Origin of the sequence: uncultured Clostridium sp., assembly GCF_900547735.1 — a bacterium.
Taxonomy (GTDB): Bacteria; Bacillota; Clostridia; order Lachnospirales; family Lachnospiraceae; genus Otoolea.
The window spans coordinates 12643-37676 of the sequence record NZ_URHZ01000028.1 but is presented as its reverse complement, the minus strand read 5'-3'; the positions used below and the strand labels follow the sequence as shown (position 1 = coordinate 37676).

General features: G+C 49.1%; 21 protein-coding genes. 7 read left to right on the top strand and 14 right to left on the bottom strand.

Annotated features, from left to right (window positions below; all coding sequences use genetic code 11):
* Positions 1-46 precede the first annotated feature (46 nt).
* The 3 genes from QZT18_RS10860 to QZT18_RS10850 form a co-directional block, all read right to left on the bottom strand.
* Positions 47-922: a carbohydrate ABC transporter permease gene (locus QZT18_RS10860; RefSeq protein WP_125141961.1), complete on the bottom strand. Its 876-nt coding sequence runs from the start codon at positions 920-922 to the stop codon at positions 47-49.
* 14 nt (positions 923-936) lie between these two features.
* The gene (locus QZT18_RS10855) at positions 937-1842 is read right to left on the bottom strand and encodes a carbohydrate ABC transporter permease (RefSeq protein ID WP_294147694.1); all 906 of its coding nucleotides are present in this window, start codon (positions 1840-1842) and stop codon (positions 937-939) included.
* Positions 1843-1977: 135 nt separating this feature from the next.
* Positions 1978-3294 carry an ABC transporter substrate-binding protein gene (locus QZT18_RS10850; RefSeq protein WP_294147692.1) on the bottom strand — a complete coding sequence of 439 codons (1317 nt, stop codon included), beginning with the start codon at positions 3292-3294 and terminating at the stop codon, positions 1978-1980.
* A 245-nt stretch (positions 3295-3539) separates the two neighbouring features.
* Here QZT18_RS10850 and QZT18_RS10845 point away from each other — a divergent pair, with 245 nt between their 5' ends.
* A complete protein-coding gene (locus QZT18_RS10845) occupies positions 3540-4475 on the top strand; it encodes an AraC family transcriptional regulator (RefSeq protein WP_294147690.1) in 936 nt (311 codons plus the stop codon).
* Positions 4476-4590: 115 nt separating this feature from the next.
* On the opposite strand, the gene QZT18_RS10840 is transcribed toward QZT18_RS10845, so the two are convergent.
* The 6 genes from QZT18_RS10840 to dhaK all read right to left on the bottom strand — a co-directional run bounded on the left by QZT18_RS10840 (position 4591) and on the right by dhaK (position 10965).
* Entirely contained in the window at positions 4591-4962 is a 372-nt protein-coding gene (locus tag QZT18_RS10840; RefSeq protein WP_294147688.1) for a helix-turn-helix transcriptional regulator, read from the bottom strand.
* Between the two features lie 239 nt (positions 4963-5201).
* A complete protein-coding gene (locus tag QZT18_RS10835; protein ID WP_294147686.1) occupies positions 5202-5987 on the bottom strand; it encodes an ABC transporter permease in 786 nt (261 codons plus the stop codon).
* Between the two features lie 2 nt (positions 5988-5989).
* The gene (locus QZT18_RS10830) at positions 5990-6838 is read right to left on the bottom strand and encodes an ABC transporter permease (protein WP_294147684.1); all 849 of its coding nucleotides are present in this window, start codon (positions 6836-6838) and stop codon (positions 5990-5992) included.
* 88 nt (positions 6839-6926) lie between these two features.
* Positions 6927-8054 (bottom strand): ABC transporter substrate-binding protein, encoded by a 1128-nt coding sequence (locus QZT18_RS10825; protein WP_294147682.1) that lies wholly within the window; start codon positions 8052-8054, stop codon positions 6927-6929.
* A 20-nt stretch (positions 8055-8074) separates the two neighbouring features.
* Positions 8075-9157 carry an ABC transporter ATP-binding protein gene (locus tag QZT18_RS10820; protein WP_294147678.1) on the bottom strand — a complete coding sequence of 361 codons (1083 nt, stop codon included), beginning with the start codon at positions 9155-9157 and terminating at the stop codon, positions 8075-8077.
* A gap of 26 nt (positions 9158-9183) precedes the next feature.
* Positions 9184-10965 carry a dihydroxyacetone kinase subunit DhaK gene (gene dhaK / locus QZT18_RS10815; RefSeq protein WP_294147677.1) on the bottom strand — a complete coding sequence of 594 codons (1782 nt, stop codon included), beginning with the start codon at positions 10963-10965 and terminating at the stop codon, positions 9184-9186.
* 283 nt (positions 10966-11248) lie between these two features.
* On the opposite strand from dhaK, the gene QZT18_RS10810 reads away from it, so the two are divergent.
* Positions 11249-12160, top strand: coding sequence for a LysR family transcriptional regulator (locus tag QZT18_RS10810; RefSeq protein WP_294147675.1), 912 nt, complete (start codon positions 11249-11251; stop codon positions 12158-12160).
* A gap of 199 nt (positions 12161-12359) precedes the next feature.
* Here QZT18_RS10810 and QZT18_RS10805 read toward each other — a convergent pair whose 3' ends face one another.
* Together QZT18_RS10805 and QZT18_RS10800 are read right to left on the bottom strand one after the other, a co-directional pair.
* Positions 12360-12845 (bottom strand): hypothetical protein, encoded by a 486-nt coding sequence (locus QZT18_RS10805; protein WP_294147674.1) that lies wholly within the window; start codon positions 12843-12845, stop codon positions 12360-12362.
* A gap of 13 nt (positions 12846-12858) precedes the next feature.
* On the bottom strand, positions 12859-13260 hold the full coding sequence (locus QZT18_RS10800) for a cyclophilin-like fold protein (protein WP_227032969.1): 402 nt from the start codon (positions 13258-13260) through the stop codon (positions 12859-12861).
* 551 nt (positions 13261-13811) lie between these two features.
* Here QZT18_RS10800 and QZT18_RS10795 point away from each other — a divergent pair.
* A complete protein-coding gene (locus tag QZT18_RS10795) occupies positions 13812-14582 on the top strand; it encodes a GNAT family N-acetyltransferase (protein WP_294147670.1) in 771 nt (256 codons plus the stop codon).
* Positions 14583-14727: 145 nt separating this feature from the next.
* On the opposite strand, the gene gnpA is transcribed toward QZT18_RS10795, so the two are convergent.
* Positions 14728-16890: a 1,3-beta-galactosyl-N-acetylhexosamine phosphorylase gene (gene gnpA / locus QZT18_RS10790; protein WP_366925855.1), complete on the bottom strand. Its 2163-nt coding sequence runs from the start codon at positions 16888-16890 to the stop codon at positions 14728-14730.
* Positions 16891-17101: 211 nt separating this feature from the next.
* On the opposite strand from gnpA, the gene QZT18_RS10785 reads away from it, so the two are divergent.
* Positions 17102-17935 (top strand): AraC family transcriptional regulator, encoded by an 834-nt coding sequence (locus QZT18_RS10785; RefSeq protein WP_294147668.1) that lies wholly within the window; start codon positions 17102-17104, stop codon positions 17933-17935.
* 138 nt (positions 17936-18073) lie between these two features.
* A complete protein-coding gene (locus tag QZT18_RS10780; protein ID WP_125141945.1) occupies positions 18074-18466 on the top strand; it encodes a helix-turn-helix domain-containing protein in 393 nt (130 codons plus the stop codon).
* A gap of 143 nt (positions 18467-18609) precedes the next feature.
* Here the strand turns inward: QZT18_RS10780 and QZT18_RS10775 are convergent, their stop codons facing one another.
* Positions 18610-20247 (bottom strand): ABC-F family ATP-binding cassette domain-containing protein, encoded by a 1638-nt coding sequence (locus QZT18_RS10775; protein WP_294147663.1) that lies wholly within the window; start codon positions 20245-20247, stop codon positions 18610-18612.
* Positions 20248-21075: 828 nt separating this feature from the next.
* Here QZT18_RS10775 and QZT18_RS10770 point away from each other — a divergent pair.
* Positions 21076-23007: a BMP family ABC transporter substrate-binding protein gene (locus QZT18_RS10770; RefSeq protein WP_294147661.1), complete on the top strand. Its 1932-nt coding sequence runs from the start codon at positions 21076-21078 to the stop codon at positions 23005-23007.
* Positions 23008-23227: 220 nt separating this feature from the next.
* On the top strand, positions 23228-23839 hold the full coding sequence (locus QZT18_RS10765) for a metallophosphoesterase (RefSeq protein WP_294147657.1): 612 nt from the start codon (positions 23228-23230) through the stop codon (positions 23837-23839).
* Positions 23840-23971: 132 nt separating this feature from the next.
* Here QZT18_RS10765 and QZT18_RS10760 read toward each other — a convergent pair whose 3' ends face one another.
* The gene (locus QZT18_RS10760; protein WP_294147655.1) at positions 23972-24652 is read right to left on the bottom strand and encodes a GntR family transcriptional regulator; all 681 of its coding nucleotides are present in this window, start codon (positions 24650-24652) and stop codon (positions 23972-23974) included.
* Positions 24653-25034 lie beyond the last annotated feature (382 nt).

The following is a 25034-nucleotide window of genomic DNA, read 5'->3' as shown; positions in this document are numbered from 1 at the left end:
CCGCGTTCTATAGCGGGGCCGTGAACCGTAACCTGAAACTTCATATTTAACCTTTAACACCGCCGCCTGTTACACCGGCAATAATCTTCTCCGACAGGAAGATGTACAGGATGAACGTCGGCAGGAATACAATGATAACCGCCGCAAACATACCGGCCCAGTCGCCTGTGTACTTCATGGAGTTAATCATGGAGTAAAGACCTACGGCAACGGGACGTATCCTGTCTGAGTTTCCGAAAATCAGGGAAATGAAATACTCATTCCATACATTGATAAAGTTGAAGATGGTTACTGTTATGATACCCGGCTGTGCCATCGGCAGCATTATCAGCCAGAATGTCTTGGTCGGTGAACAGCCGTCGATCGCCGCGGCTTCCTCAAACGCCCTTGATATGTTGGCAAAAAACGTCATCAGGAAAATCGTCGTATACGGCACGTTAATTCCTATGTAGAGGAATATCAGCACAAAACGGTTGGACAGCTCGTGGTTTAAAAGGTCCATTCCCGCTACCAGTCCGAACAGCGGGAGCACGATCATAACAACCGGAACGCCCATGGCCGATACAAATCCGGTCTGGATTACCTTATTGGCAATAAATTTAAATCTTGACAAAGCATATGCCGCCGGAGCGCAGATCAGAATTAACAGGGTGCAGGAAATAATTGCATACCCCAGTGAGTTCATGAAGAAGGTAGAAACATTCGAGTTGTTCCAGGCCTTCGCATAGTTTTCGAGATGGAATCCACTGGACATAATCTTTCCTGCGAAAATCGCCTTTGTCGTGGAAAAACTGGCGCCCACTACCCATCCCAGCAAAACAACGGTAAATAAAATCCAGAGACACAGAATCAAATAGCCGGGGGCAAGTTTCAGTTCTCTGTTCCAGTTAACGCGTTCGCGCACTTTCTTTTCTTTCGCCATAACTTCCCCTCCTTTTAGAATTCCAGGTCGTCATCTTTCAGCAGATGGTTACACAGCCAGAAGATGAGGACCACGCAGATGCTCAGCATAACACCGACCGCCGCGCCAAGACCGGAGTTTCGTTCCGTCACGCTGTTGCCGGCGCCGAATATCTGCATATACAGGTAAACCATCGGAGTGATCGTCTGATTATCCGCCGTAACGGAGGAGAACAGCTGCGACCATACGAAAAATCCTACGGATGTAACACTCCACATGGTAATGTTCGTCTTAAACACCCCTTTTAAAAGAGGCAGGGTGATATAGCGGAACTGGCCGAGTTTATTGGCTCCGTCCAGAGTGGCCGCTTCATAATAATCCTCACTGATACGCTCAATGCCGCTGGCAAAAATCAGCATATGGTAACCTACCATACCGAAACAGTAGGCAAACAACAGCGCGTAGAACTTATGGTCGCTGTCCAGCCACTGGATTTTGGCCAGTGAGGTCAGACCCAGCTTCTTAAAAATGCCGGTCAGGAGACCGTACTTGTTGTTGTATACATACTGAAGCCACATCGTTGCCAGAGCTACGGCGCTGACTACGTTCGGCAGGTAAATCATTGCTCTGAAAAAGCTCTTGAAGCGTATTCCGCTTGTCAGAATAACCGCAAATAAGAGAGCCAGAGACATTACGATGATACCTCCGATAAACCAGATACGGAACAGGTTCCACATGGAGGTCTTAAACAATGTGGTATTCATAAGTTTGACGTAGTTGTCAATTCCGGTAAACTGCCACTTGGATACCGAATCCGTGATTCCTTCTATTTTAAAGAAACTCATCACGACCGTACGGCAGATTGGATACAGGAATACCATAATAAACATAAATACTGCCGGTGCCAGGAAAGTGACAATCATTGCCTTGTTCTTCTTCAAGCTGCTTCCCCCTTTTCATCTTTATTTTTGAATATGTTTTTAAAAAACATGGTGACAGCGATGAATTTATCGGTGCCACCATGTAATCTTCATTCAGTAGTCTTTCATTCAAGCGCGGACGCTTCTACTTTATCATTATTTCTTTAATGCATCAACGAATTCCTGAGCTGAGATGGAACCGCCAACCAGTTTGAGCATGTTCTCTTTGATGATTGGAGTCATATCTGCGTTGTCTTCAGCGCCTGCTGCCCATGGATAACGAACTGTAAGCTGTTCCATAACAGGCTGTGCGCATTTAACCATTGCAGGCCACTCTGTGTTGCTTGTATCTGCCGGTATACCGTTGCTGTCCTCAGCTAATACTTTGTCATATTCGCCCTTTGTAATCTTGCAGATTAACTGGAAAGCTGCTTCTGCGTTCTTGGAATTCTTGTTGATAGCGAGTACCTGAGCACCGTAGTTGGATGCGTTTGTTCCGTCTTTTCCGCCTTCAACTGCCGGGTAGCTGAAGCATCCCCAGTTAAAGTCGTCACCGGCCATATCCTTAACTTCGTTTGGAAGCCAGGAGCCGTTTAAGTACATAGCGGCTGTTCCGCCTGCCAGTTCCATGTTCTGACCTGCCGGCCATACGTTGGAAGCGATATCCTCAGAGAAGTAACCCTTCTTTGCGAAATCTGCGAAAGCCTCTGCTGTCTGAAGAACTGCCGGGTCATCCCACTCGCCGTTCTTAACGATCTCGGATGTTCTCTCGTATCCTACGAGACGGCACATATGGTATCCGAATAAGCATGTGATATATGCGTCATCATCTGTAATCGGAACGTAGCCCGCATCTTTAATCTTTGCACAAGCTGCATCCAGTTCTGCCCATGTGGTAGGAACTGCTGTCACGCCTGCTTCATCAAAAATATCCTGGTTGTAGAACATTGCAAATACGTTTGGCTGGTAAGGAATGGACTTTAATGTCCCGTCGCCAACTTCGCGGCATGCATTGATCAGTCCTGCATTGGCTGTAGACTCATAGTCAGCCGCTTTTGCAAGGTCTTCCAGATCTAATAAGTACTGTCCCCATGTCTTGTTGACACGGTCGATATCCTCGTCAAATAAGTCGATATTGGTTCCTGCGTCAAGAGCCGGCTGTAAACCTTCACGGATACCGGTACGTCCCTTGAACTGTACGTCAACCTTGATGCCTGTTTCTGCTGTAAAGGCATCGATTGCTTTCTGAATCGCCTGACCCTGTGGCTCGGTAGACTCCCACATGGACCAGTAAACGAGTGTGCCGCCTTCGGCCGGAGCTGCTGCCTCCCCGCCTGCTTCACTTCCTGCTTCCTCTGTTGCCGCCGGCGCTGCTGTCTCAGCCGGAGCGCTTTCCTTCTTGCTTCCGCAGCCTGCGAGCATGGTAACCGCCATAGCTGCTGTCAAAAGTACGCTTAACGTTCTTTTTTTCATAAAAACTTTCCTCCTTAACACTTTTAGTGAATTTTCACATTTAGTGCAATTCATATCTCTATGATATTATACTAATTGCCAAATTTCTTTATACAAATCGTTTCCTTTTTTGCACTTTTAGTTCTTTTCTTCTTTACACCTGCCGGAATTCAGGTTAAAATGTAAAAAAGTCTCAATTACGGTTATACGGCCGGAAGACACAGTTTTGGTAAGCCGCCGGAAAACCCATCCCACAGGAGGCGCCTATGTCCTATCAGTTTACCGAGTTAAAAGAAGAGCTGCGAATCGGAAAAATCGTCAGCCTGCATTATTTTGAATATATGAGTGATTTCACATTTCCCGGTGAATCTCACAACTTCTGGGAGTTTATGTATGTGGATAAGGGAGAACTCCAGGTGACGGCAGACCGTGAGAAATTTGTCCTTCATCAGGGACAGATTATTTTCCACCGGCCCAATGAATTCCACGCCCTGGCCGCCAACAACGTCATCGCGCCGAACCTGGTTGTCATCTCCTTTGAGGCCGGCGAACCGTGCATGGCATTTTTTGAGCACAAGATCCTGACGGTCGGCGAGAGCGAGCGCAACCTTCTGTCCCAGATTATTGCCGAAGCCCGCGACACCTTCGACGGACCGATGGACGACCCTTATATGGAGGTGCTGAGCCGCAGGGAGAACATTCCCTTCGGCGCGGAGCAGATGATTAAAATACATCTGGAACAGTTTCTGATTCAACTGTTCCGCACTTTTTCCGGCGCCTTCTCTTATAATGAAGAAAAGCCCTTGCCTGCCCTCTACAATCCCGGCCGGACTCCGGCGCTCTCGGATGGAAATGAATTGTTTGCCAGCATTATCGACTACCTGGACCGCCATATCGGCCGGCAGCTCACCGTGGAAAAAATATGCCGCGACAACCTGATCGGTGCGTCGCAGCTTAAAAAGCTGTTCCGGACCTACCAGAAAAGCGGCGTGATGGAGTGTTTTAACCAGATGAAGATAAGCGCTGCCAAACAGATGATCCGCAACCAGCAGATGAACTTTACCCAGATAGCGGATGCCCTGGGCTACACCTCGGTGCACTACTTTTCCAGGCAGTTTAAGAAAATCACCGACATGACGCCGACCGAATACCGCGCGTCCATCATGCAGAGGGCAAAGAGACCTCAGAGAAAACACCTGTAACCGCTATGTTGTCTGCCGCTTGCCGATACCGTCGGAAAAAGGGAGGCTGAAGGCCTCCCTTTTCCGCACTTGTTTATTATTTTATATCACTGTCCGGTACCTGCCTGAACAGTTCCTATTTTTCTTTCTTTTTATGATCTAATTCATACATCTTCCTGGCCTGGCTGAATAACAGCTCCCTGTCTCTTTCCCCCAGTGCCATGTACAACTGTGCCAGCTCCTGCGCCTTACTGTCGTCTTCTTCCTCCGAGGGTCCAAAATCTGAAATTCCCAGCATATAGTCGGTTGTAACATTGAAATAGGCGGAAAGGCGTATTAAAGTCTCAACCGACATCAATAATTTATCATTCTCAATGCGGCTGACCGTCTGCTGTGATGAGCCTATTTCATCCGCCAGCAGCTCCTGTTTTAAATCGCGTTTTTTACGTAATTCCCTCAGTTTACTATCCGTTTTTAAAATAGCTTCCACTTTCGTCTTCTTGGTCATAGCACACCTCTGATATTATTATATCAGGCATGCTTTTTTGGTATTCTCATGTTGCAAGTTTTTACGTACCCATATTATGGGTATTATCAATTTATTATTACCCCGGCATCCTACCATTTTTCCGCCCGGCAATCCGCGCTGTAAATGTCAGAAAATCCCTTTCCATCGGAAAAGGGATTTTCTTAATTAAGTTTCTTTTGAATTTTCATATCAGCAGATTTTCATCCCGCTCTACTATATTAATACAGTTTGCTGAGTCCTATCTTTCTCTCCACGATATAGATCACGACTCCGGCCACAATGATGAAGAGTGTTGCAAAGGCCGAAATCAGCGGGGTGAACGACTCCGTTATGTAGGAATAGAGGCGCAGCGGGAAGGTCACTGTCTTTGCGCTCTTCATGAACATAATGATAACGCACTCATCAAAAGCCACCACGAAGGAGAACACGGCCCCTCCAATAATGCCCTGGCGGATACAGGGGAGCGTCACCTTGAACAGCGTTCTAACCGGGGATGCCCCCAGCACCAGGGACGCTTCCTCAAATCCCGTGTCGAGCCCCACCAGGTTGGCCGTAACGGTCCTGATGACGTAAGGAATCTCGATAATCGCATAGGTCAGGCACAGTTTCCAGTAGTTTGTAAACATGTTGCCGAAAATGGCAAAGTACTGTAAGAATGCCACGGCGCTGATGATGGTCGGAATGACGATCGGGGACAGAAACAGCGTTTCAAATATCCCTTTTGTCCGGCTTCCCGATTTCCAGAACCAGAGGCTGACCATCGTGCCCAGCACACAGGCAATCACGACGCTGACACAGGCGATCCGGATGCTCAAAAGAAGCGAATTCATAAATTCCACATTGGCAAAGGCCTGCCCGAACCACTTGAGCGTAAACCCTCTCGGCGGGAAAATAACCCTGTTTGTATCACTGAATGCCGTACAGATAACGACGCCGAGGGGACAGAGTAAAAACATATACACAAATATTCTGAATAACTTTCCCGCTATTTTTGTAAGGTTCATCTTTATTCCCCCTCCCTGCGAAGCTGTTCCCTCAGAATTTTAGAGGAACGTCTCGCCCTTTTTTCACAGTAAACGTCGTAAAGCTTTCCCGAATTGGTGAGAGCCATGGATACAATCAGGAAGATAACGGATATGGCTGCTGCAAAGCCCCAGTCATAAATATAAGTGGCCTGCTGGTAAATCAGGGTTGTCATCGTGACAATTTTTCCGCTTCCCAGCATAACCGGCACGACGAACGCCGCCGTGTTCAGGGCAAACACCAGCATAAAACCGGAAATAACTCCCTTGATGGTGAGCGGAAACGTGATCTTAAAAAAAGTTTCCCAGAATCCGGCGCCGCACACGTAGGAGGCCTCCTCCACGCTCTGGTTCACGTTTCCAATCGGCCCCGTGAGTATCATAATCATATAGGGCAGACCGCAGTAGACCAGCCCCACCTCAACCGCAAAATATGTCCCGCACTCAATGATCGTCATCAGGCCGAACATCCTGACCGTGATTGACACCCAGAGGGGCAGCATGACCATTGCGGTGATAACGCTTTTCACTTTTCCCTGCATTCTGCTGAGATGGTAGGAAATCGGATATCCCAGGATGACGCAGATAATTGCCGAGAGAAAGCTCAGCCCCACTGTTTTCCCCAAAACGCCCCAATAATACCCGTCTTTCAGGAATTTATGATAATTCGTCAGGGTAAAATCTCCAAGCGGCTTATTCACCCCGTTAAACTGGAACATGCTCAGATAGAACATCTTAATCAGCGGAGCAACGAAGAAAAATGTCAGGAAAGCCAGGGGAATAATCAGGTACCATTTATTCACATAGGACCATGTGTCTTTTTCTTTATCCAAGGAAATCCCTCCTCCTTTTATGTCTGTATCTTAAGTGCGCCGCCAAAGGGCAGGGTGTCTGCCCCGCCCCGGCGGCGTCCTGGAAATATTATTTGAATTCCTTATTCCATCTCTCGATCAGGGCTGCTTTTACCGGCTCCAGTGTCTCGGAATCCATATAAAGCAGTTTGGAAACCTGCTCCTGACCGTACGGCATGAATGCCTGAAGTTCTTCGTCAATCACGGTTTTACCGTTGGACGGCGCATAGTAGTTGTTCTCCGCGTATGCCTTCTGTCCTTCCGGGGAGATCAGTTCATTGACAAACAGATAAGCCAGTTCTTTCTTTGTGGAACCTTTGCTGATGGCTGCCAGAGAGGTCATGGCGATGGAGCCTTCTTCAGGCTGGCAGAATCCGATATCGATTCCTTCCTTCATCAGACCGATGGCACGTCCGTTCGTTTCTACCGACATCACGATGTCGCCCTTGGTCAGCATACTTTCAATATCGGAGTGCTGGCTGGCGTAAACACCGATGTTTGGTTTCAGGGAAGACATCTTTGCAAAAAGATTGTCCCAGTTCTCTTCGTCTGCCACGGTGTATCCCTGGATTCGGGAAACTGCCTCCGCAAATTCCAGTCCACCGCCCATGCTGTAATCAATAACGCCGATTTTTCCGCCCTTGTATGCGTCATCCCAGAGATCCAGCCAACTTGTCGGCTCTTTCTCCACAAGGTCCTTGCGGTAGATAATGCCGTATGTACCCCAGTTTGTTACAACCGCCGTATCATACATGTGGGCTTCATCATATAAATCCGGTGCATTCGACATTTTGCTGAAATCCAGTGTCTCAAGCACGTCCATATTGGTTCCCTGCACCACCTCGCTGCAGTCTACGTGAAGGACGTCGATGGAAGCCGCGTCACCTTCCGTAGCAAGCTGGGAAAGCGGAGCCGCGCCGCTTACTACTTCAACCTTTGCCCCTGTCTTCTCCTCAAAGGCAGGAATAATGTGGTTTCTGAGCGTTTCCTCATAAGTTCCGCCCCAGACCTGGACTACCAGAGTCTCGCCGGAATAATCTTTTGCCTCCGCAGATGCTGCTTCCGTGTCTGCTGTCTCCACGGCCGGAGCCTCCGTATCGGGTGCTTTTGTGGTGCTTTCCGCCGTGCCGGATGAACTGCATGCCGTCATCGTGCATACCATTAACAGTGCCATTGCCGATTTGATTGTTTTTTTCATTTGTACCTCTCCTCTCATTTTTATCTTTCAACCAGGACCAGACCGTTTTCTTCGAGTTCCAGATAAACCGTATCCCCCTCGACCGCTTTCCCTTCGTCCTTGGTGTGAAGATCCACTTCAAAGTCATTGTTTCCCGCCATCTCTACCACATACCGGAGAGTGGAACCCAGATAGATTTTAGCTTTTACCTTCCCCGAAAGTATATTTTTCTTATCCGGTTTTTCCTCATGAAGCTGCACGTTTTCCGGCCTTATAATCAGAATAGCGGCGTCCCCGCAGGACACCTTCTTCCCTGTATCGGCCCTGGCCCACAATTCTTCCCCTCTTGTGAGCTTTACTGCGATTCTGTCCTCCGTCACCGCCGTCACATTGCCCTCCACAATATTGGCATGGCCCACAAAACCGGCGATAAACCGTGTGGCCGGACGTGTATAAAGGCAGCTTGGCTCTGTGATTTGTTCAATTCTTCCTTTATTCATTACCGCAATCCTGTCGGAGATGGTCAGGGCTTCCTCCTGATCATGGGTGACATAGATTGCCGTCACATTCATTTTCTTTAACAGGTTTCTGATTTCTACCCTTGTCTTCTCTCTCAGCTTCGCATCCAGGTTGCTTAACGGTTCATCGAAAAGCATGACCTTCGGTTCCACAATCATGGCCCTGGCCAGTGACACCCTCTGCTGCTGGCCGCCTGAAAGTTCCTTGGGAAGGCGGTTCTCCACGCCTTCAAGCTGGACTAAATCCATCATTTCCCTGGCCTTGTCCATCAGCACCTTTTTGTCTTTGATCTTCCTCGTCTTCAGTCCGTATACAATGTTCTCATATACGCTGAGGTGCGGAAACAGTGCGTAATTCTGAAACACCATGGAAATATCTCTCTTATGGGGCGGTATTCCGTTCATATCCTGTCCCTGAATGCGGATCGTTCCCCTGGTCGGCTCAATCAGGCCGGCGATCATCCTCAGCGTTGTCGTCTTGCCACAGCCGCTGGCGCCCAGGAAAGAGACGATCTCTCCCTTTTTGATCTGCAGGCTCACACTGTCCACTGCCAGAAACTCTTTATACTGTTTTGCTACGTCGATTAATTCCAGTTGATAGTCCATTTTTTCACCCTCCAGCGTACCTATGTTTACTGTGACTGTACCTCCTCAAGTCTGCAGGCCAGGTCCCCGAAAATTTCTCCCAGGGCATACGCTCCCGCATCGGGATAGCCGAGGCTGCGTTCTCCCACCGTTCCGGCGCGCCCCATTCTGGCTACGATCGCTTTGGTGCTTTCAGCCCCCGCCTTTGCCGCTTCGGCTGCCCGTCTGAAGATTTCCAGCAAAGGAGCTCTCTCTGAGGTCAGACGGGTCCATTCATCCGCACAGGGAACAAGCGCATCAATCAGTGTCTTATCTCCCGGAACGGCTCCCCTTCCAAAGGAACGTTCTCCCGTTGCCTGAATCCCCTGCACCGCCCGGCCCAGCATCACGGCCATATCCTCCGCCTCCAGTGTTTCCTTCCCCTCCGCGGACTTGGCCGCCGCTCTAAATGCCGAGCCCCAGATGGGCCCCGAGGCTCCGCCGCAGTGCTCCATAATAATCAGAGAGCAGGCGTTCAGGAAGGAAGCGATATCCCCGGATGATTCGATCACTTCTCCCCACTCCTTTCTGAGCTGTTTAAAGCCCTTTGCCACACTCATTCCGAAATCCCCGTCGCCTGCATGTGAGTCCAGTTCACAAAAGGGAATCTCATTTTGTATGATGTATCCCCCTATACAATCTATCATAAAAATCATATTGTGTAGAGTGATTTTTTCGTCCCTGATTTTGCCCTCTCCCCTGTATTTTCCTGATTTTCCGGCACTATTTTCCGCGTTTTCTCCGGCTCTCCCCTCCTCTTCCAATTCCTGGAAACCGGTTGTTTCCGGCGCATGGTCTATCTTGAGGGCAGGAGTGCTGCACGGTGCAAAAAGGTATTTCTTCAGTTCTTCATCCAGCTTTAAAATGGAAATCGACGCCCCCATCATATCGATACTGGTCATATAGTTGCCCACCAGGGAAAACCGTGTCCTGATCTTTCTTTTGGCCAGTGCTTTTCTGAGCGAGCGGTTAAGGATGTATAATTCCTGGGCCGGCGTTCCTCCGAGGCCGTTTACCAATACTGCTATTTCATCCTCAGCGTCTTCTTCTAGCCCGAGCGCCTCCAGAAGCTGTGCCGTCATCCTTTCGGCCACCGTATCGGCATCCGTCTGTTTTTCCCTTTTAATACCCGGTTCACCGTGGATTCCCACGCCGTATTCCATCTCATCCTCCCCAATCTCAAAGGTGGGAGTTCCCTTGGCCGGTACGGTGCAGGATGTGAGGGCAAATCCAATGGATTTTACGGAGGCAGCCGTCTTCTCTGCAACGGCCTTCACCTCCTCCAGGCTGCATCCCGCCTCGGCCGCCGCGCCTGCGATTTTATGTACGAAAACCGTCCCTGCCACACCGCGGCGCCCTACGGTATAAAGGCTGTCCTGAACCGCAATATCGTCGTCCACTTTGATATAATCAACCTGGATTCCGTCCTCCCGGGCCATGTAAGCGGCATTTTTGAAATTCATCATATCTCCGCTGTAGTTTTTGATAATCAGCAGAGTCCCTTTCCGGCTCTTCGTCTCCCTGATTGTCTGGTAAACCTGAATCTGGGAGGGTGAGGCAAAAACATCTCCGCAGACTGCCGCATCCAGCATTCCTTCCCCGACAAATCCGGCATGCGCCGGTTCATGACCGCTGCCACCGCCGCTGATCAGAGTCACTTTGTCCTGATTCAGATTTTTTTTCGTGATAAATTTGTACTTCTGCGAAAATTCCAGTTCCGGATGAGCCAGCGCCATCCCCTGGCACATCTCCGTCACTACCTGTTCCGGTCGGTTGATAATCTTCTTCATTTGTCTCCTCCAATCCTTTTGTTTAAGCTGATCCGGGCGCTCCTGATCCGGCTGCTCCTGTTGGGCTTGTTGGCCTCCCGAATCGTTCCACCTCCGTTTTATCTGTTATCCACGGAACTATTGTTAAAATTTTATTTTATATTACGTTTTTCCTCTTATTTGCTTGATTTTTACGCACTTTGCTATTGAATTATCTATAAATGTATGGTATATTATTTCAACATATTAAGCAATTGAATATTTATTATGGATCACATAACAAACTTGAATGGAGGCCGAACAATTGAGTATTCTGAAATACAATGCCTTTTTGAAGGCCATTGAGTATGGCAGTCTCACAAAAGCTGCCGAGGCGCTTGTTTATACCCAGCCCGGAATCAGCCATATGATTTCCTCCCTGGAGAAGGAGATGGGATTTCCGCTCCTGGTCCGCGGCAAGGAGGGCGTATTTCCCACCGAGAATGCCGAGCCTCTGATTTATTACATGCAGCGGATTGTGTCCGCCGAGGATACGCTGAAGGAAATTTCCTGTAAGATAAGGGGTATTGAGATAGGTTCCCTGAAAGTAGGGGCATTTTACAGCACTTCGGTAAAATGGGTGCCGCCGATTGTTTCCCGTTTCTCCTCCCTTCATCCCGGCGTCAAGCTGCAGGTCTTTGAAGGAAATCACTACGAACTGGAAGAGTGGCTGACAAACGGCACTATCGATATCGGCCTCATGTCCATGCCCGTGCCGGAGAACTATGATTTTATCCCTCTGTATAAGGATTCCATTATGGCCGTGCTCCCCACCGAACACCCTCTGGCCCGGTGTGAGAAAGTGGATCCGGCGGAGCTGGTGAATTACCCCTTTATCATCCCGCATGACGGAGGCGATGAGGACGTGTGGCAGGTCATGAATGCGGAAAATCTTACTCCGGAAATCAAGTACCGGATCAAGGGAGACATGGCTACCATCTCGATGATCGGCCAGAATCTGGGCGTATCCCTGATTCCCGGACTAGCCCTGCCGTTCCAGTTCGACAACATTGTTACCAGGCCTTTGATTCGCGAACACAGCCGTGTCCTGGGGCTGGCAATCCGTTCCATTAAACACGCCTCCCCGGCTGCTGAGGAATTTATATCCATCACTAAAGAGTTTTTGAAAACCGAGGGAATGCTGACCGGCCAACAGGGACTCCGGCCCGGCCAGTAAGAACAAAGAGTTCCGCTTGCGGAACTCTTGTGCTGCCGCGCGGTTGCTTCTGCAACCATTTACCTCTGCGCGGCATGTGCATCCTCGCGGAGCGTTTTTGATTCATAGGACGTAATTTCCTATGAATTGAAAAAGGAGTTTCTGCCACTGTACGGCAAAAACTCCTTTTAGCTTTATTCTTTATTACCTATGTCTCACATTACAGATACTGTGCAAAATCCTGCTTTGCAAAGCCGTTGTATACACCCCACGGAATAACCAGGTCAACCCACATGTGGTGACGGTTGAAATACTTCAGTGCGGCATTGCTCAGGTGGATAAACTCCTCAAGAGTCTCCACGGTGTCGATTGCCTCCAGATACATGAATAACAGTTCACTGGCCATCGGAACGCCGGTAAACACGAAAAATTTTGCCTTATAGTCGAGAATACGTTTTGCAAAGTGAACCAGTGTGCGCAGATCCACATCCCCTTCCTTTGCCGTCTCAATCATATAAAAAAGCACTTCATCGCACAGGGTCCTGAGCTCAGAATCGGCATACATCATCGTTGTAACATACTGGCCGTACACATTGGTGTCGCCCGGTACCTTACCATTACTCAGATCATAAACATCCTGCGGCATATTCTCCCAGATTGCAAGACGTCTCTCTTCAAATTTGTCTATCGCTGCTTTCCAGTTCATTACGTGCACCTCCTTATTCTACTTCACCGACAATTGTCATCATACTGCCCTGTTTTAACCAGTTCTTGATTCCAACTACCTGCATTGCCTCCATGCCCTCTACGATACGGCCGATGCGGCTGATAGGCAGCGGCTCGTCCGTTCCCACTCCATACAGGAAACAGAGCTGGTTTCTTGGAGGATAATATGCCAGATCAAATGTCTCCAAATCTCCGCCTCTGCACTGGTTCTCAAATCCACAGGCATAGGGGAGCGTGCCGAAGAATAACTGCCCGTTCAATTTCGCGTGCTGGATGATCGCCCTCTGTCCCGGATTGTTTAAAATCATGTTGCAGATTACCGGAGCGTCGTCAACATAAAGCTCCGCAACAAGCCTGACATCGTCAATCATAATTTCCACTTTTTTGTTTGCCATGATAATCTTCTTCCTTTCCTCTTTGAAATTAATAGTTTTTGCCCTGTGCTTCGTGTCGCAGAAACTATTTATGAGTTCATCATAGGCTTGTTTTATGTATTACGCAACTGAATAATAGTTATGGGTTGCATTCAAAAATAGAATGGTGTGTTGAAAAATGAGGACGCCGGCGTGAGGATGGCGGGCGCAGTTGGGGTGGCTGCTTCTTCAGTCCCGGGATATGATTCGCGTTCGGGGACTCCGGGGGACTGAAGACCGGGTGGGATCGGAACCGCCCGCCATCCTCGCGTCGGCTGATTTTTCCGGGACTTTTTTGAATGGGGAGGGGAGGGGGGCGGGAACACTTTGGGATTGATGAAGAGATAGAACTGTATTAGTGAGGGGATGTGTGGTAGAGTATGGGATATAGAATGCTGGGAGGATAAGAGGGGGTGTTTGTTTTGTTTCGGAATTATGTTATGGATACGCGGTATGGCGTTGATTATTGTCGGTTGAGGAAGTTTTTTCTTACTAACGGCAGGGCCGGTTTTTCGTTTGGGCGGTGGGATTGGATGATTTCACATGCTTATCTGGATGTGGAGGGACTGCCGCGGATTGGTATATGGGAAAAAGACGGGGAGATTGTTGGGGTTGTTTTGTATGATACGGTGCTGGATGGGTGCTGTTTCTTTTCTTTGAAGGATGGCTTTGACAATCTTTATGTGGAGATGATTGCATATGCAGAAACGCATCTGGCGGGGCCGGATGGGGTGATGCTTGCTGTCCGGGATGAGGACGGAAGGTTTCAGGATGCTGCTTTAAGGATGGGATATCGGCCGACTCAGTATAAGGACTGTACTTCTATTTTTGAGATGGATGAAAACCGGCTTGAATTTGAGTTGCCTGAAGGATTTGTTGTTACCAGTATGAGAGATACGTTTGACCCTTATCAGTATGGAAGGATTCTCTGGAACGGGTTTAACCACGAGTTGGACGGGGACGGCCCCTATCTGCCCTCGCAGGATGATTTGGATGGGTTCAGAAAGGAATTTGAACGCCCTAATGTAAATCTTGACTTGAAAATTGCGATTGTGGCGCCGGATGGAAATTTCGCCGCTTATTGCGGTATGTGGCAGGATAATGCCTCGACGGACGTATTGGTGGAACCGGTCGCTACGGATCCTGTCTACCGGAAAATGGGGCTCGGCCGGGCGGCTGTCCTCGAAGCCATCCGCCGCTGCGCCGCACTGGGTGCTAAACACGCCTATGTCGGCTCCTCGCAGCAATTTTATTACAATATCGGCTTCAAACCCTCCACCGCTTCAACCTTCTGGACTAAATAAAAGTTCTGTTTTTCCGGTAAAACAGGACACCCGGCGGCGGCAGTCCGGGACGATGGCGGCGCCGCCCTTCGCATCTTCAGTCCCGGCCGCTATCTTCCCTTCACCACCATGTCCACGCTCTCCCATCCGCGTCTTTTTACACTGCCTAAATCTCAACCCATATCATTTCCATCGGCTTCATATCCAGACTGCATTTTAAGGAGCCATGGATATACAGCTCCGTCTTCTGAGCCTCCTTCGAGTTGTTGATTACGGCAACACGGCCGGCCTTCTCGAATGCGGCAACCTCGGTTTCGACGTTGGTAACATAGTATTTCTTCATCTCTTCTTCCCTGTGGGCGGCAAAGTAGATGGCCCGGAGAAGAATTCTGCAGTTCTGCGGCGAGTACGGCAGTCCTGTAAAGTACACGCTGCGTCCCTGGCCGTACTGATTTACGATCAGTCTGCTGTACTCCCCGTCTTTATCCAGGATCTGGTATCCCTCTCCCTGGGCATAAATGCGGCTCTTGCCCTCTCCAAAATCAATGTCTCCGCTGATATCTTCCAGGATAAAGTGCTCTTTATAATTCTCTGCAAGTTCGTTGTATTTATCCGTGCTCATGGAGAATCCCATCTCACGGTCGGCCCCCAGCACATCGCTGAGCTGGAAATACCGTCCCTGGTGCTGGAACGCGGTCGGCTCTCCGACTCCGATGAATCCGCCTCCCTGATCCACGAAGCGGCGGATGGCGGTAACCACTTTCTCGTCCACCCAGTTTTCCGCTCCGCTCCAGGCCGTATAAGCGTCTCCGGCATTGATAATTACTTTGATGTCCGGATCAATTCCGTTGCGCACATCGTCGAAGTTTATAAATTCCACATCGACCGGCATTCCGCTCAGGCATTCAATGACGCCCACATAAGAATAAATCTCGCGGTGCCAGATTGCATGATGGACCTGGTTGCACATCCATCTTCTCAGCTCTCCCCAGCAGTTTAAGATTGCCACCTTGAACGGGGCCACGTAGGAGCTGGTTCCCTCCATCGCCTCCTGGATCTGGCGGAATTCCCCTACTACTTTCTCAATCTGTTCAATAAAACCAGGCCATTCCGAAGCCAGCTTCAGATAGCCGCCGTAACCGATACGGTCCAGAGGAGAACGCAGGGTCGCCCTTCTGGCCTTCATCCAGTTGTCCTGCGCCTCACCGATTGGATCCCCGCCCTCGGTGAAAACATCCGGGAAGAAATACGGTAAAAGACGTCCCTCCGTATAATTTACTCCCTTGATATCGGAAATCATGCGCATTGTTACACCGTCCCCGACGGAGCCCACCACGGCATCCAGTCCAATGTTGTCAAAATACTTGCCGAACGGTTCCGTTCCAATCCAGTGATCGCCTAAGAACATCATGGCTTCCTTGCCATAGGCATGTACAATATCCACCAGATCCTTGGCCAGCCTGCTGACCTCAATCTGCTGGAATTCGATGAAGTCCCTGAATTCTCTGGACGGCACACGGAAGGTGGAATTAAAATAGCCCTGATCTACAATATATTCCGGACGGAACCGGTAGCCTGCCCAGTGCTCAAACTGTTCCAGGATATAGGGGCTGACGCTGGCGCTGTAGCCAAACCATTCCACGTATTTCTCCCGTTTCTGATCGTCAAAGGTCAGGGTAAACTGATGGAAGAAGGTAGTGAATCTGACAACATCCACATCCGGGTTCTCTTCACACCAGCGTCTCAGCTTTTCTTTGACATAAGCCTGTGTCTTGGGCTGGCGCACATCGAACGTCATCTGGTGCTCCGCTCCCTGCCAGTCATTAGTCAGATAATTGTACATATGGACCGGATCCCAGATCAGGAAAGCCAGAAAGCTGACCGTATACTGATGATAGGGGATACTTTTTATAATAACTTCCCCCGTAGCATCGTCGTAAAACCAGTTTTCAACCGGAATCACCTTACCGGTTGTCCTGTCCACAACCTCCCACCAGCGCTTCGGATCGTCGATTGTATTGACCTTAAGCTGCTGTGTATGGAATCCCTTCATTAATTCAATGGAGAGCGTCCAGCTCTTGGCTGTCATACGGTCTGTAATCAGATACTCCTGCTGGACCTCCTCCGGGTTATTCCTGGCCCAGTCGTTGTCTTTTCTCGTTGTATAATAAGTAGCGTAGATCTTTGCTCCTGTTTTTAAAAGTTCAGGAGGCATCTCTGTCCCGTCGCAGTCTCTGAGTGCATCTGCGTCAAGTCTTTCTTTTAACTTAAGTGTCTCATCCACCATGTCCACGTCTGTGGGCAGAGTAAGTCTTCCTCTTACATTCATTATTACGCTTCCTCCAAAATCTTTTGTACTGCATTATTCAAGTGTCTTTCTTTGTACTATGATTATATTCATTCTCACACCTGTACGCTATCAGTTTCTTGCCTGCTTTTTTATAATTCTTGCTCCCATATCGACAATATTCAACCTGATATTTACAAATTCTTTTATTTTTTCTATAATTTTCTTAACATCCCAATCAGGAGGTACTATTATGAGCAGTAATCGCTTTATTTTAAAAAACCACGACGGCCAAAAACTGACCGGCAGTCTCTTATATGTATCCACATCCAAGTATGAAGATGACTGGCAGAGCATCCCTCATATCCATCATTTTTCCGAACTTATTTATATTACGGCAGGCAGGGGCCGCTTTATCTTAGAGGGCGAGGAATACCCGGTGGTCGAGGGTGATCTTATTATCATTCCCCCCGACATGGAGCATACGGAGCGCTCCGTTCCCCTGCACCCGCTGGAATATATCGTGGTTGGGGTAAACGGCGTTTCCTTCCGGGACAGCAAATGCCTGGAACGCTATTTTATCTGTCACTACGGTACGGACACGAACCTTCTCTCAGTGCTTTTACTTCTTCTGGAGGAAGCGGAAAGTGAGGAAGACTACTCAGGCACCGCCTGTCAGGCTCTTCTGGAAGTTCTGTTGATTCGGATCGCGCGCAGGCAGAATCTGCTGCCCACACACTTTACCGCTTCCAGGATGACAAAGGAATGCAGCCAGATTAAGCGTTATCTGGATTCTAACTACGCGGACAATATCACCCTGGATCAGTTGGCCTCCCTGGCGCATATGAGCAAATACTATCTCGTTCACGCATTTACCAGATATACGGGCCTGTCTCCAATCAACTACCTGAATGCCCGCCGTATTGCAATCAGCAGAGAACTGCTGGCCACGACCGATCATTCCATTGCCCAGATAGCCTCGCTGGCCGGTTTCTCCTCCCAGTCATATTTTGCCCAGGTTTTTAAACGCGAGGTTGGTAAATCGCCGGTCCAATACAGAAAAGAAGGTCCTATTAAGAGTATTTGATTATTATTTTACAAATAAAAAGAGTAAAAGTCCATAGCCATACATCATTTTATGAGTATTGAAATACAATATAATCAATGTATGATAAATTGGTTCTACAACTAAATTGTGTAAGTTTGTAGAACCGGAGGTGATGGCATGGGAATTGTCGGTGAACGTCTCCGTCTTTTGCGTGAAAAGAACGGCAAGACTCAGGAGGATATCTCCCGGGTCATTGGTACAACACAGCAGATTTACTCACGTTACGAAACCAGTAAAACGGAGCTTCCTGTCCGGCATTTACTTAACCTGTCCTCCTACTATAATGTCAGTACGGATTTCCTTCTAGGCCGCATAGATTATCCCAAGATCCCTCCTGAATTTTCCAATTATTTGATTCAGAATGTCACAATCGGCGATTTTGTCTGCCGAATCGATTCATTCAGCGGTAAATCAAAGAGGCAGCTGGTGGATTATGTTAACTATCTCACCTATCTGGAAAATACCGAAAAGCTGAAGAAAGATGAAAAGCCAAAGAATCTGCCACAATGAAGTGACGATTTTTAGCAGGACAGGCCGTCGGCAGCGGATAAAAAAAGCAGATGTTCCATGACCGGAACATCTGCCTTTTTTATTGAGTGGCAATGAAAAGCTCGTGAAGCGTGCTTTTCGTTGTTTATTGATTATGATACAAATCAGTCATCCTCTTCCTGGCTGTCTGTTATTGTAAATACCTGACGTTTTCTGGCCATCTCATCGCTTGCCAGATATTCGTCGTATGTGGTAATCTTATCGATCAGCTTGCCGTTTACAATCTCCATAATATGGTTCGCCGTTGTCTCCACGATCTGATGGTCACGTGATGAGAAAATAATTACGCCCTGGAATTTTGTCATACCGTTATTGAGCGCCGTGATGGACTCCATATCCAGATGGTCGGTCGGCTCATCTAGGATCAGCACGTTGGCTCCGGAGATCATCATCTTGGAAAGCATGCAGCGGACCTTCTCTCCACCGGAAAGAACTTTTACCTTCTTCACTCCGTCCTCACCGGCAAACAGCATCCTGCCCAGGAAACCACGGACATACGTTACATCCTTTACCGGAGAGTACTGGGTCAGCCAGTCCACAATCGTATCGTCGTTGTCGAACTCGGCGCTGTTATCCTTCGGGAAATATGCCTGGGATGTGGTAAGTCCCCATTTATAGCTTCCCTCATCCGGCTCCATCTCACCTGCCAGAATCTTAAACAGTACCGTCTTGGCCTGCTCGTTCGGTCCGACCAGGGCAACCTTGTCTTCCCTGTTCAGGATAAATGAAATTCCGTCTAAGACCTTCACTCCGTCGATTGTCTTGGAAAGATTCTCCACGGTCAGCACTTCGTTGCCGATTTCGCGCTCCGGCCTGAAATCAATATAAGGATATTTACGGCTGGATGGCCTGATCTCATCCAGTTCGATTTTTTCAAGCGCTTTCTTTCTGGAAGTAGCCTGCTTTGACTTGGAGGCGTTGGCCGAGAAACGCTGGATAAATTCCTGCAGTTCCTTGATCTTCTCTTCCTTCTTCTTGTTGGCTTCCTTCATCTGCTTAATCATAAGCTGGCTGGATTCATACCAGAAATCATAGTTTCCTGCGTAAAGCTGGATCTTGCCGTAGTCGATATCGGCAATCTGGGTGCAGACCTTATTCAAGAAGTACCTGTCATGGGATACCACGATAACCGTGTTCTCAAAATTAATCAGGAATTCCTCCAGCCAGGCGATAGCGTCCAGATCCAGATGGTTGGTCGGCTCATCGAGCAGCAGAATATCCGGGTTTCCGAATAATGCCTGGGCCAGAAGGACTTTTACCTTCTGAGCGCCGTTTAAGTCGCCCATCATTTTATAGTGTAAGTCCGTCTCGATACCGAGTCCGTTCAGCATATTGGCGGCATCCGATTCCGCCTCCCATCCGTTCATCGTGGCAAACTCGCCCTCCAGATCGGCGGCCTTGATTCCATCTTCATCGGTGAAATCTTCCTTCATGTAAATTGCTTCTTTTTCTTTCATTATCTCATACAGTCTGGCATTTCCCATAATAACGGTGTCCAGAACCGTATAGGCATCATATTTAAAATGATCCTGCTGCAGGAAGGAAAGTCTCTGTCCCGCGGTGATAACGACCTCTCCGCTGGTCGGTTCAAGCTGTCCGGACAGAATTCTTAAAAATGTAGATTTACCGGCTCCATTGGCGCCGATCATTCCATAACAGTTTCCCTCGACAAATTTAATGCTGACATCTTCAAACAATGCCTTCTTGCCTACACGTAACGTTACATTACTTGTACTAATCATATTGATTCCCTTTCATAATTAACTGCTTTATAATGACTGACTGTTTATTCTCGTTCACTGACAAACTGCAGGGATAGAAAAAGAGGCTTTTTCATGCCCCTCCCACTGCGTCTCTTCTATTTTACAGGAAAATAATAATTTTGCAAGACCGATTTCACAAAATCCCTGAAAAACAAGGGGTTTGCGGCAATTTTCGAAAAAACCGCCACTGTTATTGAAGAAAGAGAACGCCGCCGGGACGGTCGGGGGGCGGAATGGGGAAGGAGGGTTATGGCCCGGGACTGAAGACGCAAAGTTTTACCGCCATTCCGAAACCCGGCCTGCGGCCGCTGATTTGTTCTGTTTCTTCAAGAGGGAACTATTCTTAAAACCACTACGTTTCTGCGTAGTGTGGCGGCTGCGACAATCCCTCTCCCCGCACTTGACGAAAGAGACAATCAGCCTCTGAAGCTGACGGACGGGGCAACACCTTCCCTGAGTCTTCAGTCCCGTCGACAACCTGCCCGGGGAAGGAGGAGAAAAACTTTCCGAAGGGGACCTTGAAGCCCGCCGGTGCTTAGCGAGGTCCCTCACGAGCTTAGCATCCGCTGTGCGCTTCATAAGCGGGAGCGAGTCCCCGCAGGAATTTTTTTCTCCGGATTCCCCCTCACCACCCCCTACAAACCGGGACTGAAGACTCATATACACCACCCCACTCCCCCGTCCGCCATCTTACAGAAGCGTCCTCGCATCTCAACCACTTCTCCCTCATTGCACCCTCCGCCCACCTGTGCTATACTCAAACCAACAAAAAATCTCCGGCTATACGAACCAGACAGGAGGTCCCTTATGTCTTATGATGATTATTCAAAAGCCTACAAAGCAGGAAAAAAGGAATACCAGCGCCATCTTTCGGAGGGCAGCTATCCTTACCTGCAGGCCCTTGATGAAAGTATTTCCCATATCGATATTGTATCTGAGGTGCGGCTCGGACTGCAGCAGATTCCGGCGGAGCTGATTGCCGGAACGAGGAGTATCGGCAGGCGGACGGCATTTGCCCCAAATTACATGCCGCTTCTGGATCCCCACTCGGAATTTGCCTCCAAATGGATTAATCTCTGTGATTCCCATTTGAAGGAGGGGATCCGTGAGCCGGTAACCGCCTGCGAATTTATGGGGCGTTTTTACATCATGGAGGGTAATAAACGGGTCAGTGTCCTGAAGTATTTTGACTCCCCCTTTATCCCCGCCGTTGTCACCCGGCTGATTCCGAGGAGGACGAAGGAAACCGACAATATCATTTACTATGAGTATATGAATTTCCACAGGCTGACCAATATCAACTATGTCCTGTTCGGACGTGAGGGCGGCTTCACCCGCCTGGCCGCCGCCGTGGCCGGTGACAGTAAGACGGTATGGTCCGAGGAGATGCGGATGGATTTTGCCGCAGCCTATGTAAAATTCCGCAGCGCCTACATGGCCAGCGGCGGTTCCCGGCTCCCCGTTAAAACCGGCGACGCTCTTCTGTCCTATATTGAAATATACGGCTATGCGTCGCTTCTTAACGAGCCGTCGTCCAAAGTGAAAGAGAACATGGCGAAAATCTGGGATGAATTTACGCTTCTCAAGGAAAAACAGTCCGTGGAACTGGTCATGGATCCCGTGGACGCCTCGCCCAGGAAAAAATTTATCGACATCCTGCTTCCACCTTCCCCAAAACAGGTCAGGATCGCGTTTATCCACTCCAAGAACGCCGCCACATCAAGCTGGACCTACGCCCATGAACTGGGCAGACGCCATGTGGAAGAGATTTTCAAGGGTCAGGCCGAGACGATCTGCATCGACAACGTAACCGCAGGGGAGGATGCCCAGGCGGCAATCAAGAAAGCCATTGATGCAGGATGCGACATTATTTTCACCACCACCCCCGAATTTATTCCCGCCAGCCTGAAAGCGGCGGTGGAATACCCGGACGTCAAGATACTGAACTGTTCGCTGAATACCTCCCACCGCTATATCAGAACCTATTACGGGAGGATGTATGAAGCAAAGTTTCTGTGCGGAATGATTGCGGGCTCCCTGGCGGACAATAACCACATCGGCTACATTGCCGATTATCCGATATACGGCATGACGGCCAATATCAACGCGTTCGCCCTGGGCGCGCGGATGGTGAATCCAAGAGCCGAGATTTACCTGAAATGGTCCACGGTGAAAGAGGATGATATCGTGGAGTATTTCAGAAAACACCATATTTCCTATATATCCAGCCAGGATATGATTATCCCGCGGTTTGCCTCACGCCAGTTCGGCCTGTACCGCTTCGAAAACGCCGCAGACGGCAGCATGCCGTTCAACGCGGCCACACCGCTGTGGAACTGGGGAAAATTTTACGAAAAAATTATCAGCAGTATCATCAGCGGATCCTGGGATGAGAATGAATCCTCCGACAGCAGGGCCCTGAACTACTGGTGGGGTCTGTCGGCCGGGGTTGTGGATATTATTTACACCCAGAATCTTGCTCCCGGCACCAAAAAGCTGGTGGAATTCATGCGCCGCGCCGTGGAATCAGGTTCATTCCATCCATTTTCCGGAACGCTGTATTCCCAGGACGGTATGGTTCAAAAGGACGACGATCACATCCTAACCCCCGAGGAAATTATCACGATGGACTGGCTGGCTGACAATATTATAGGCACAATTCCCGATTTTGAGATGCTGGCCGACGAGGCCCGGCCGGTTGTCCGCCTGCAGGGACTCCGCAGGCCCAAGGACATCTGAGGCGGTATTAAACTCCAAAGGCAATATCACGCTTTGGGGCGATATCACACTCCGGGTGATACCACGGCGCCATATCTGGCTCTAAAGTTAATAGCGCATAAAAACGATACCAGACACAGTAACCCATGGTTCCTGTACAGCCCCGCCCATTCCGGCCGGGCTGAGGACGGCAGGCATCCGACGGGATACGGATTCAGAATAACATACGAGGATTTTATAAATGAAAATACTGACACTGGCTGACGAGGAGTCCAAATCCCTTTGGGATTATTTTGAGAAATCAAAGCTGGACGGGGTCGATCTTATCATTTCCTGTGGTGACTTAGCCCCGCAGTACCTCTCCTTTCTGGCCACGTTTACGCACGCTCCGGTGCTCTATGTCCATGGCAACCACGACGACTGCTATGAACAGACGCCGCCGGAAGGCTGTATCTGCATTGAAGATAAAATTTACAATTACAAAGGCATCCGGATCCTGGGTCTGGGCGGCTCCATGCGCTACCGCGACGGCGTCCACCAGTATACCCAGGGTGCCATGAACCGGCGTGTCTCCAGGCTCTGGCCCAAACTGGCCTACAGCCGCGGCTTTGACATTCTCGTGTCCCACGCCCCGGCCTACGGCTTTAACGACGGGGAGGATCTCCCGCACACCGGTTTCCAGGCGTTTAACAGGCTGATGGAAAAATACAAACCGGCCTACTTTATCCATGGCCATGTCCACGCAAATTATGGGGGAAATTTCAAGCGGAATTCCGTTTATGGTGATACCACGGTAATTAATGCCTATGAGAGATATCTGGTGGACTATGAGGATAAAGAAAAAACAGAATAATGGGAAGTTTGATAAAAGACCCGCCCCTCGAAACCAGTTTGCGGGTCTTCGAAGAGCGGGTCTTTGAGTGTATTTTTAATTTCGGAATATCTGTGTAAATCCAACGGCATTTTAAACCGTACTTTTGTTTCCCTACTCCTCCCATAATGGACTGAGCGTCCGCTTATAGGAATTGTTCAGGTGGCGGCTCACGGCCTGCTCGGCCTTTTCCGGGTTGCGATCACGGATGGCAGCGCCGATAGCCTGATGTTCTTCCCATACAATCTGGGCATCAATCGAGTTATTATACACTGATTTAACCTCAAAGCGCAGGTAATTGTCTAAAAGCAGCCCCGTCTCGCGGCTCATCCATCCATTGTGGGTCGCATTGGCAATCCCACGGTGGAATTTGTGATCGATCCGGTAGAGGAAACGGCTGTCCCTGGAATCCAGATTCCTTTTCAGTTCATCGAGACACTGAAGCAGCCCCTCTATCTCCTCGTCCGTGCTCCTCACGGCGGCCAGCCTGGCATTATTGCGTTCCATTAACATACGCATCTCCAGAATATCCCTGGCGTCATCCTCCGTCACGGGAACTACTTTCACGCCTTTGCCCCGGCAAAAACAGACATAACCTTCTTTCTGCAGCTCCAGCAGGGCCTCGCGCACCGGCGTGCGGCTGATTCCCAGTTCATTGCAGATTGCTTCCTGTGAATAGACCGCTCCAATCCGGAAACGGTTGTAAAGCACGGCATCCTTAATCAGTTCATATGCCTGTTCCTTAAATGTATTCGTGTGGATATACCCTCCACCCAGCAGAGATTCATCATTCATAAGTATAAAATCCTTCCATTTATTAATCTGCGTAACGGCCCGGCGGCCTTATCATTTTCCACTTCATAAAGTATGGCCGTCCAAACGGTTACTTCTGTAAAACAGTTTTCTCTCAAATTTCTCTCATATCAAATATATTACATATCCATAAAACAAGTATAACGACAAAAGCAAAAAAATGCAACGGAAACCCGCACACTCGGGAATTGGGTTACCGCCTTAAATTGAGAGAAAAAGCGGGTTCAGACGTTACTATTTACAGCCGAGATCCCGCGTGGTGTTTTTTGTGAGTGAAGCGTAGCGAAAGTCCACAGAAAACCCGAGGATAGCAGCGCGAACCGCAAAAACAGACATTTTCCGCGAAAAATAATTGACATCCGAG

What these genes read in the sequence shown, in the direction of transcription:
- QZT18_RS10840 (WP_294147688.1), bottom strand. Translation starts at nt 4,962, where the DNA reads ATGACCAAGAAGACGAAAGTGGAAGCTATTTTAAAAACGGATAGTAAA.
- dhaK (WP_294147677.1), bottom strand. Translation starts at nt 10,965, where the DNA reads ATGAAGAAGATTATCAACCGACCGGAACAGGTAGTGACGGAGATGTGC.
- QZT18_RS10805 (WP_294147674.1), bottom strand. Translation starts at nt 12,845, where the DNA reads ATGAACTGGAAAGCAGCGATAGACAAATTTGAAGAGAGACGTCTTGCA.
- QZT18_RS10845 (WP_294147690.1), top strand. Translation starts at nt 3,540, where the DNA reads ATGTCCTATCAGTTTACCGAGTTAAAAGAAGAGCTGCGAATCGGAAAA.
- QZT18_RS10785 (WP_294147668.1), top strand. Translation starts at nt 17,102, where the DNA reads ATGAGCAGTAATCGCTTTATTTTAAAAAACCACGACGGCCAAAAACTG.
- QZT18_RS10820 (WP_294147678.1), bottom strand. Translation starts at nt 9,157, where the DNA reads ATGGACTATCAACTGGAATTAATCGACGTAGCAAAACAGTATAAAGAG.
- QZT18_RS10770 (WP_294147661.1), top strand. Translation starts at nt 21,076, where the DNA reads ATGTCTTATGATGATTATTCAAAAGCCTACAAAGCAGGAAAAAAGGAA.
- QZT18_RS10760 (WP_294147655.1), bottom strand. Translation starts at nt 24,652, where the DNA reads ATGAATGATGAATCTCTGCTGGGTGGAGGGTATATCCACACGAATACA.
- QZT18_RS10765 (WP_294147657.1), top strand. Translation starts at nt 23,228, where the DNA reads ATGAAAATACTGACACTGGCTGACGAGGAGTCCAAATCCCTTTGGGAT.
- QZT18_RS10775 (WP_294147663.1), bottom strand. Translation starts at nt 20,247, where the DNA reads ATGATTAGTACAAGTAATGTAACGTTACGTGTAGGCAAGAAGGCATTG.
- QZT18_RS10850 (WP_294147692.1), bottom strand. Translation starts at nt 3,294, where the DNA reads ATGAAAAAAAGAACGTTAAGCGTACTTTTGACAGCAGCTATGGCGGTT.
- QZT18_RS10825 (WP_294147682.1), bottom strand. Translation starts at nt 8,054, where the DNA reads ATGAAAAAAACAATCAAATCGGCAATGGCACTGTTAATGGTATGCACG.
- QZT18_RS10780 (WP_125141945.1), top strand. Translation starts at nt 18,074, where the DNA reads ATGGGAATTGTCGGTGAACGTCTCCGTCTTTTGCGTGAAAAGAACGGC.
- QZT18_RS10795 (WP_294147670.1), top strand. Translation starts at nt 13,812, where the DNA reads ATGATTTCACATGCTTATCTGGATGTGGAGGGACTGCCGCGGATTGGT.
- QZT18_RS10800 (WP_227032969.1), bottom strand. Translation starts at nt 13,260, where the DNA reads ATGGCAAACAAAAAAGTGGAAATTATGATTGACGATGTCAGGCTTGTT.
- gnpA (WP_366925855.1), bottom strand. Translation starts at nt 16,890, where the DNA reads ATGAATGTAAGAGGAAGACTTACTCTGCCCACAGACGTGGACATGGTG.
- QZT18_RS10860 (WP_125141961.1), bottom strand. Translation starts at nt 922, where the DNA reads ATGGCGAAAGAAAAGAAAGTGCGCGAACGCGTTAACTGGAACAGAGAA.
- QZT18_RS10835 (WP_294147686.1), bottom strand. Translation starts at nt 5,987, where the DNA reads ATGAACCTTACAAAAATAGCGGGAAAGTTATTCAGAATATTTGTGTAT.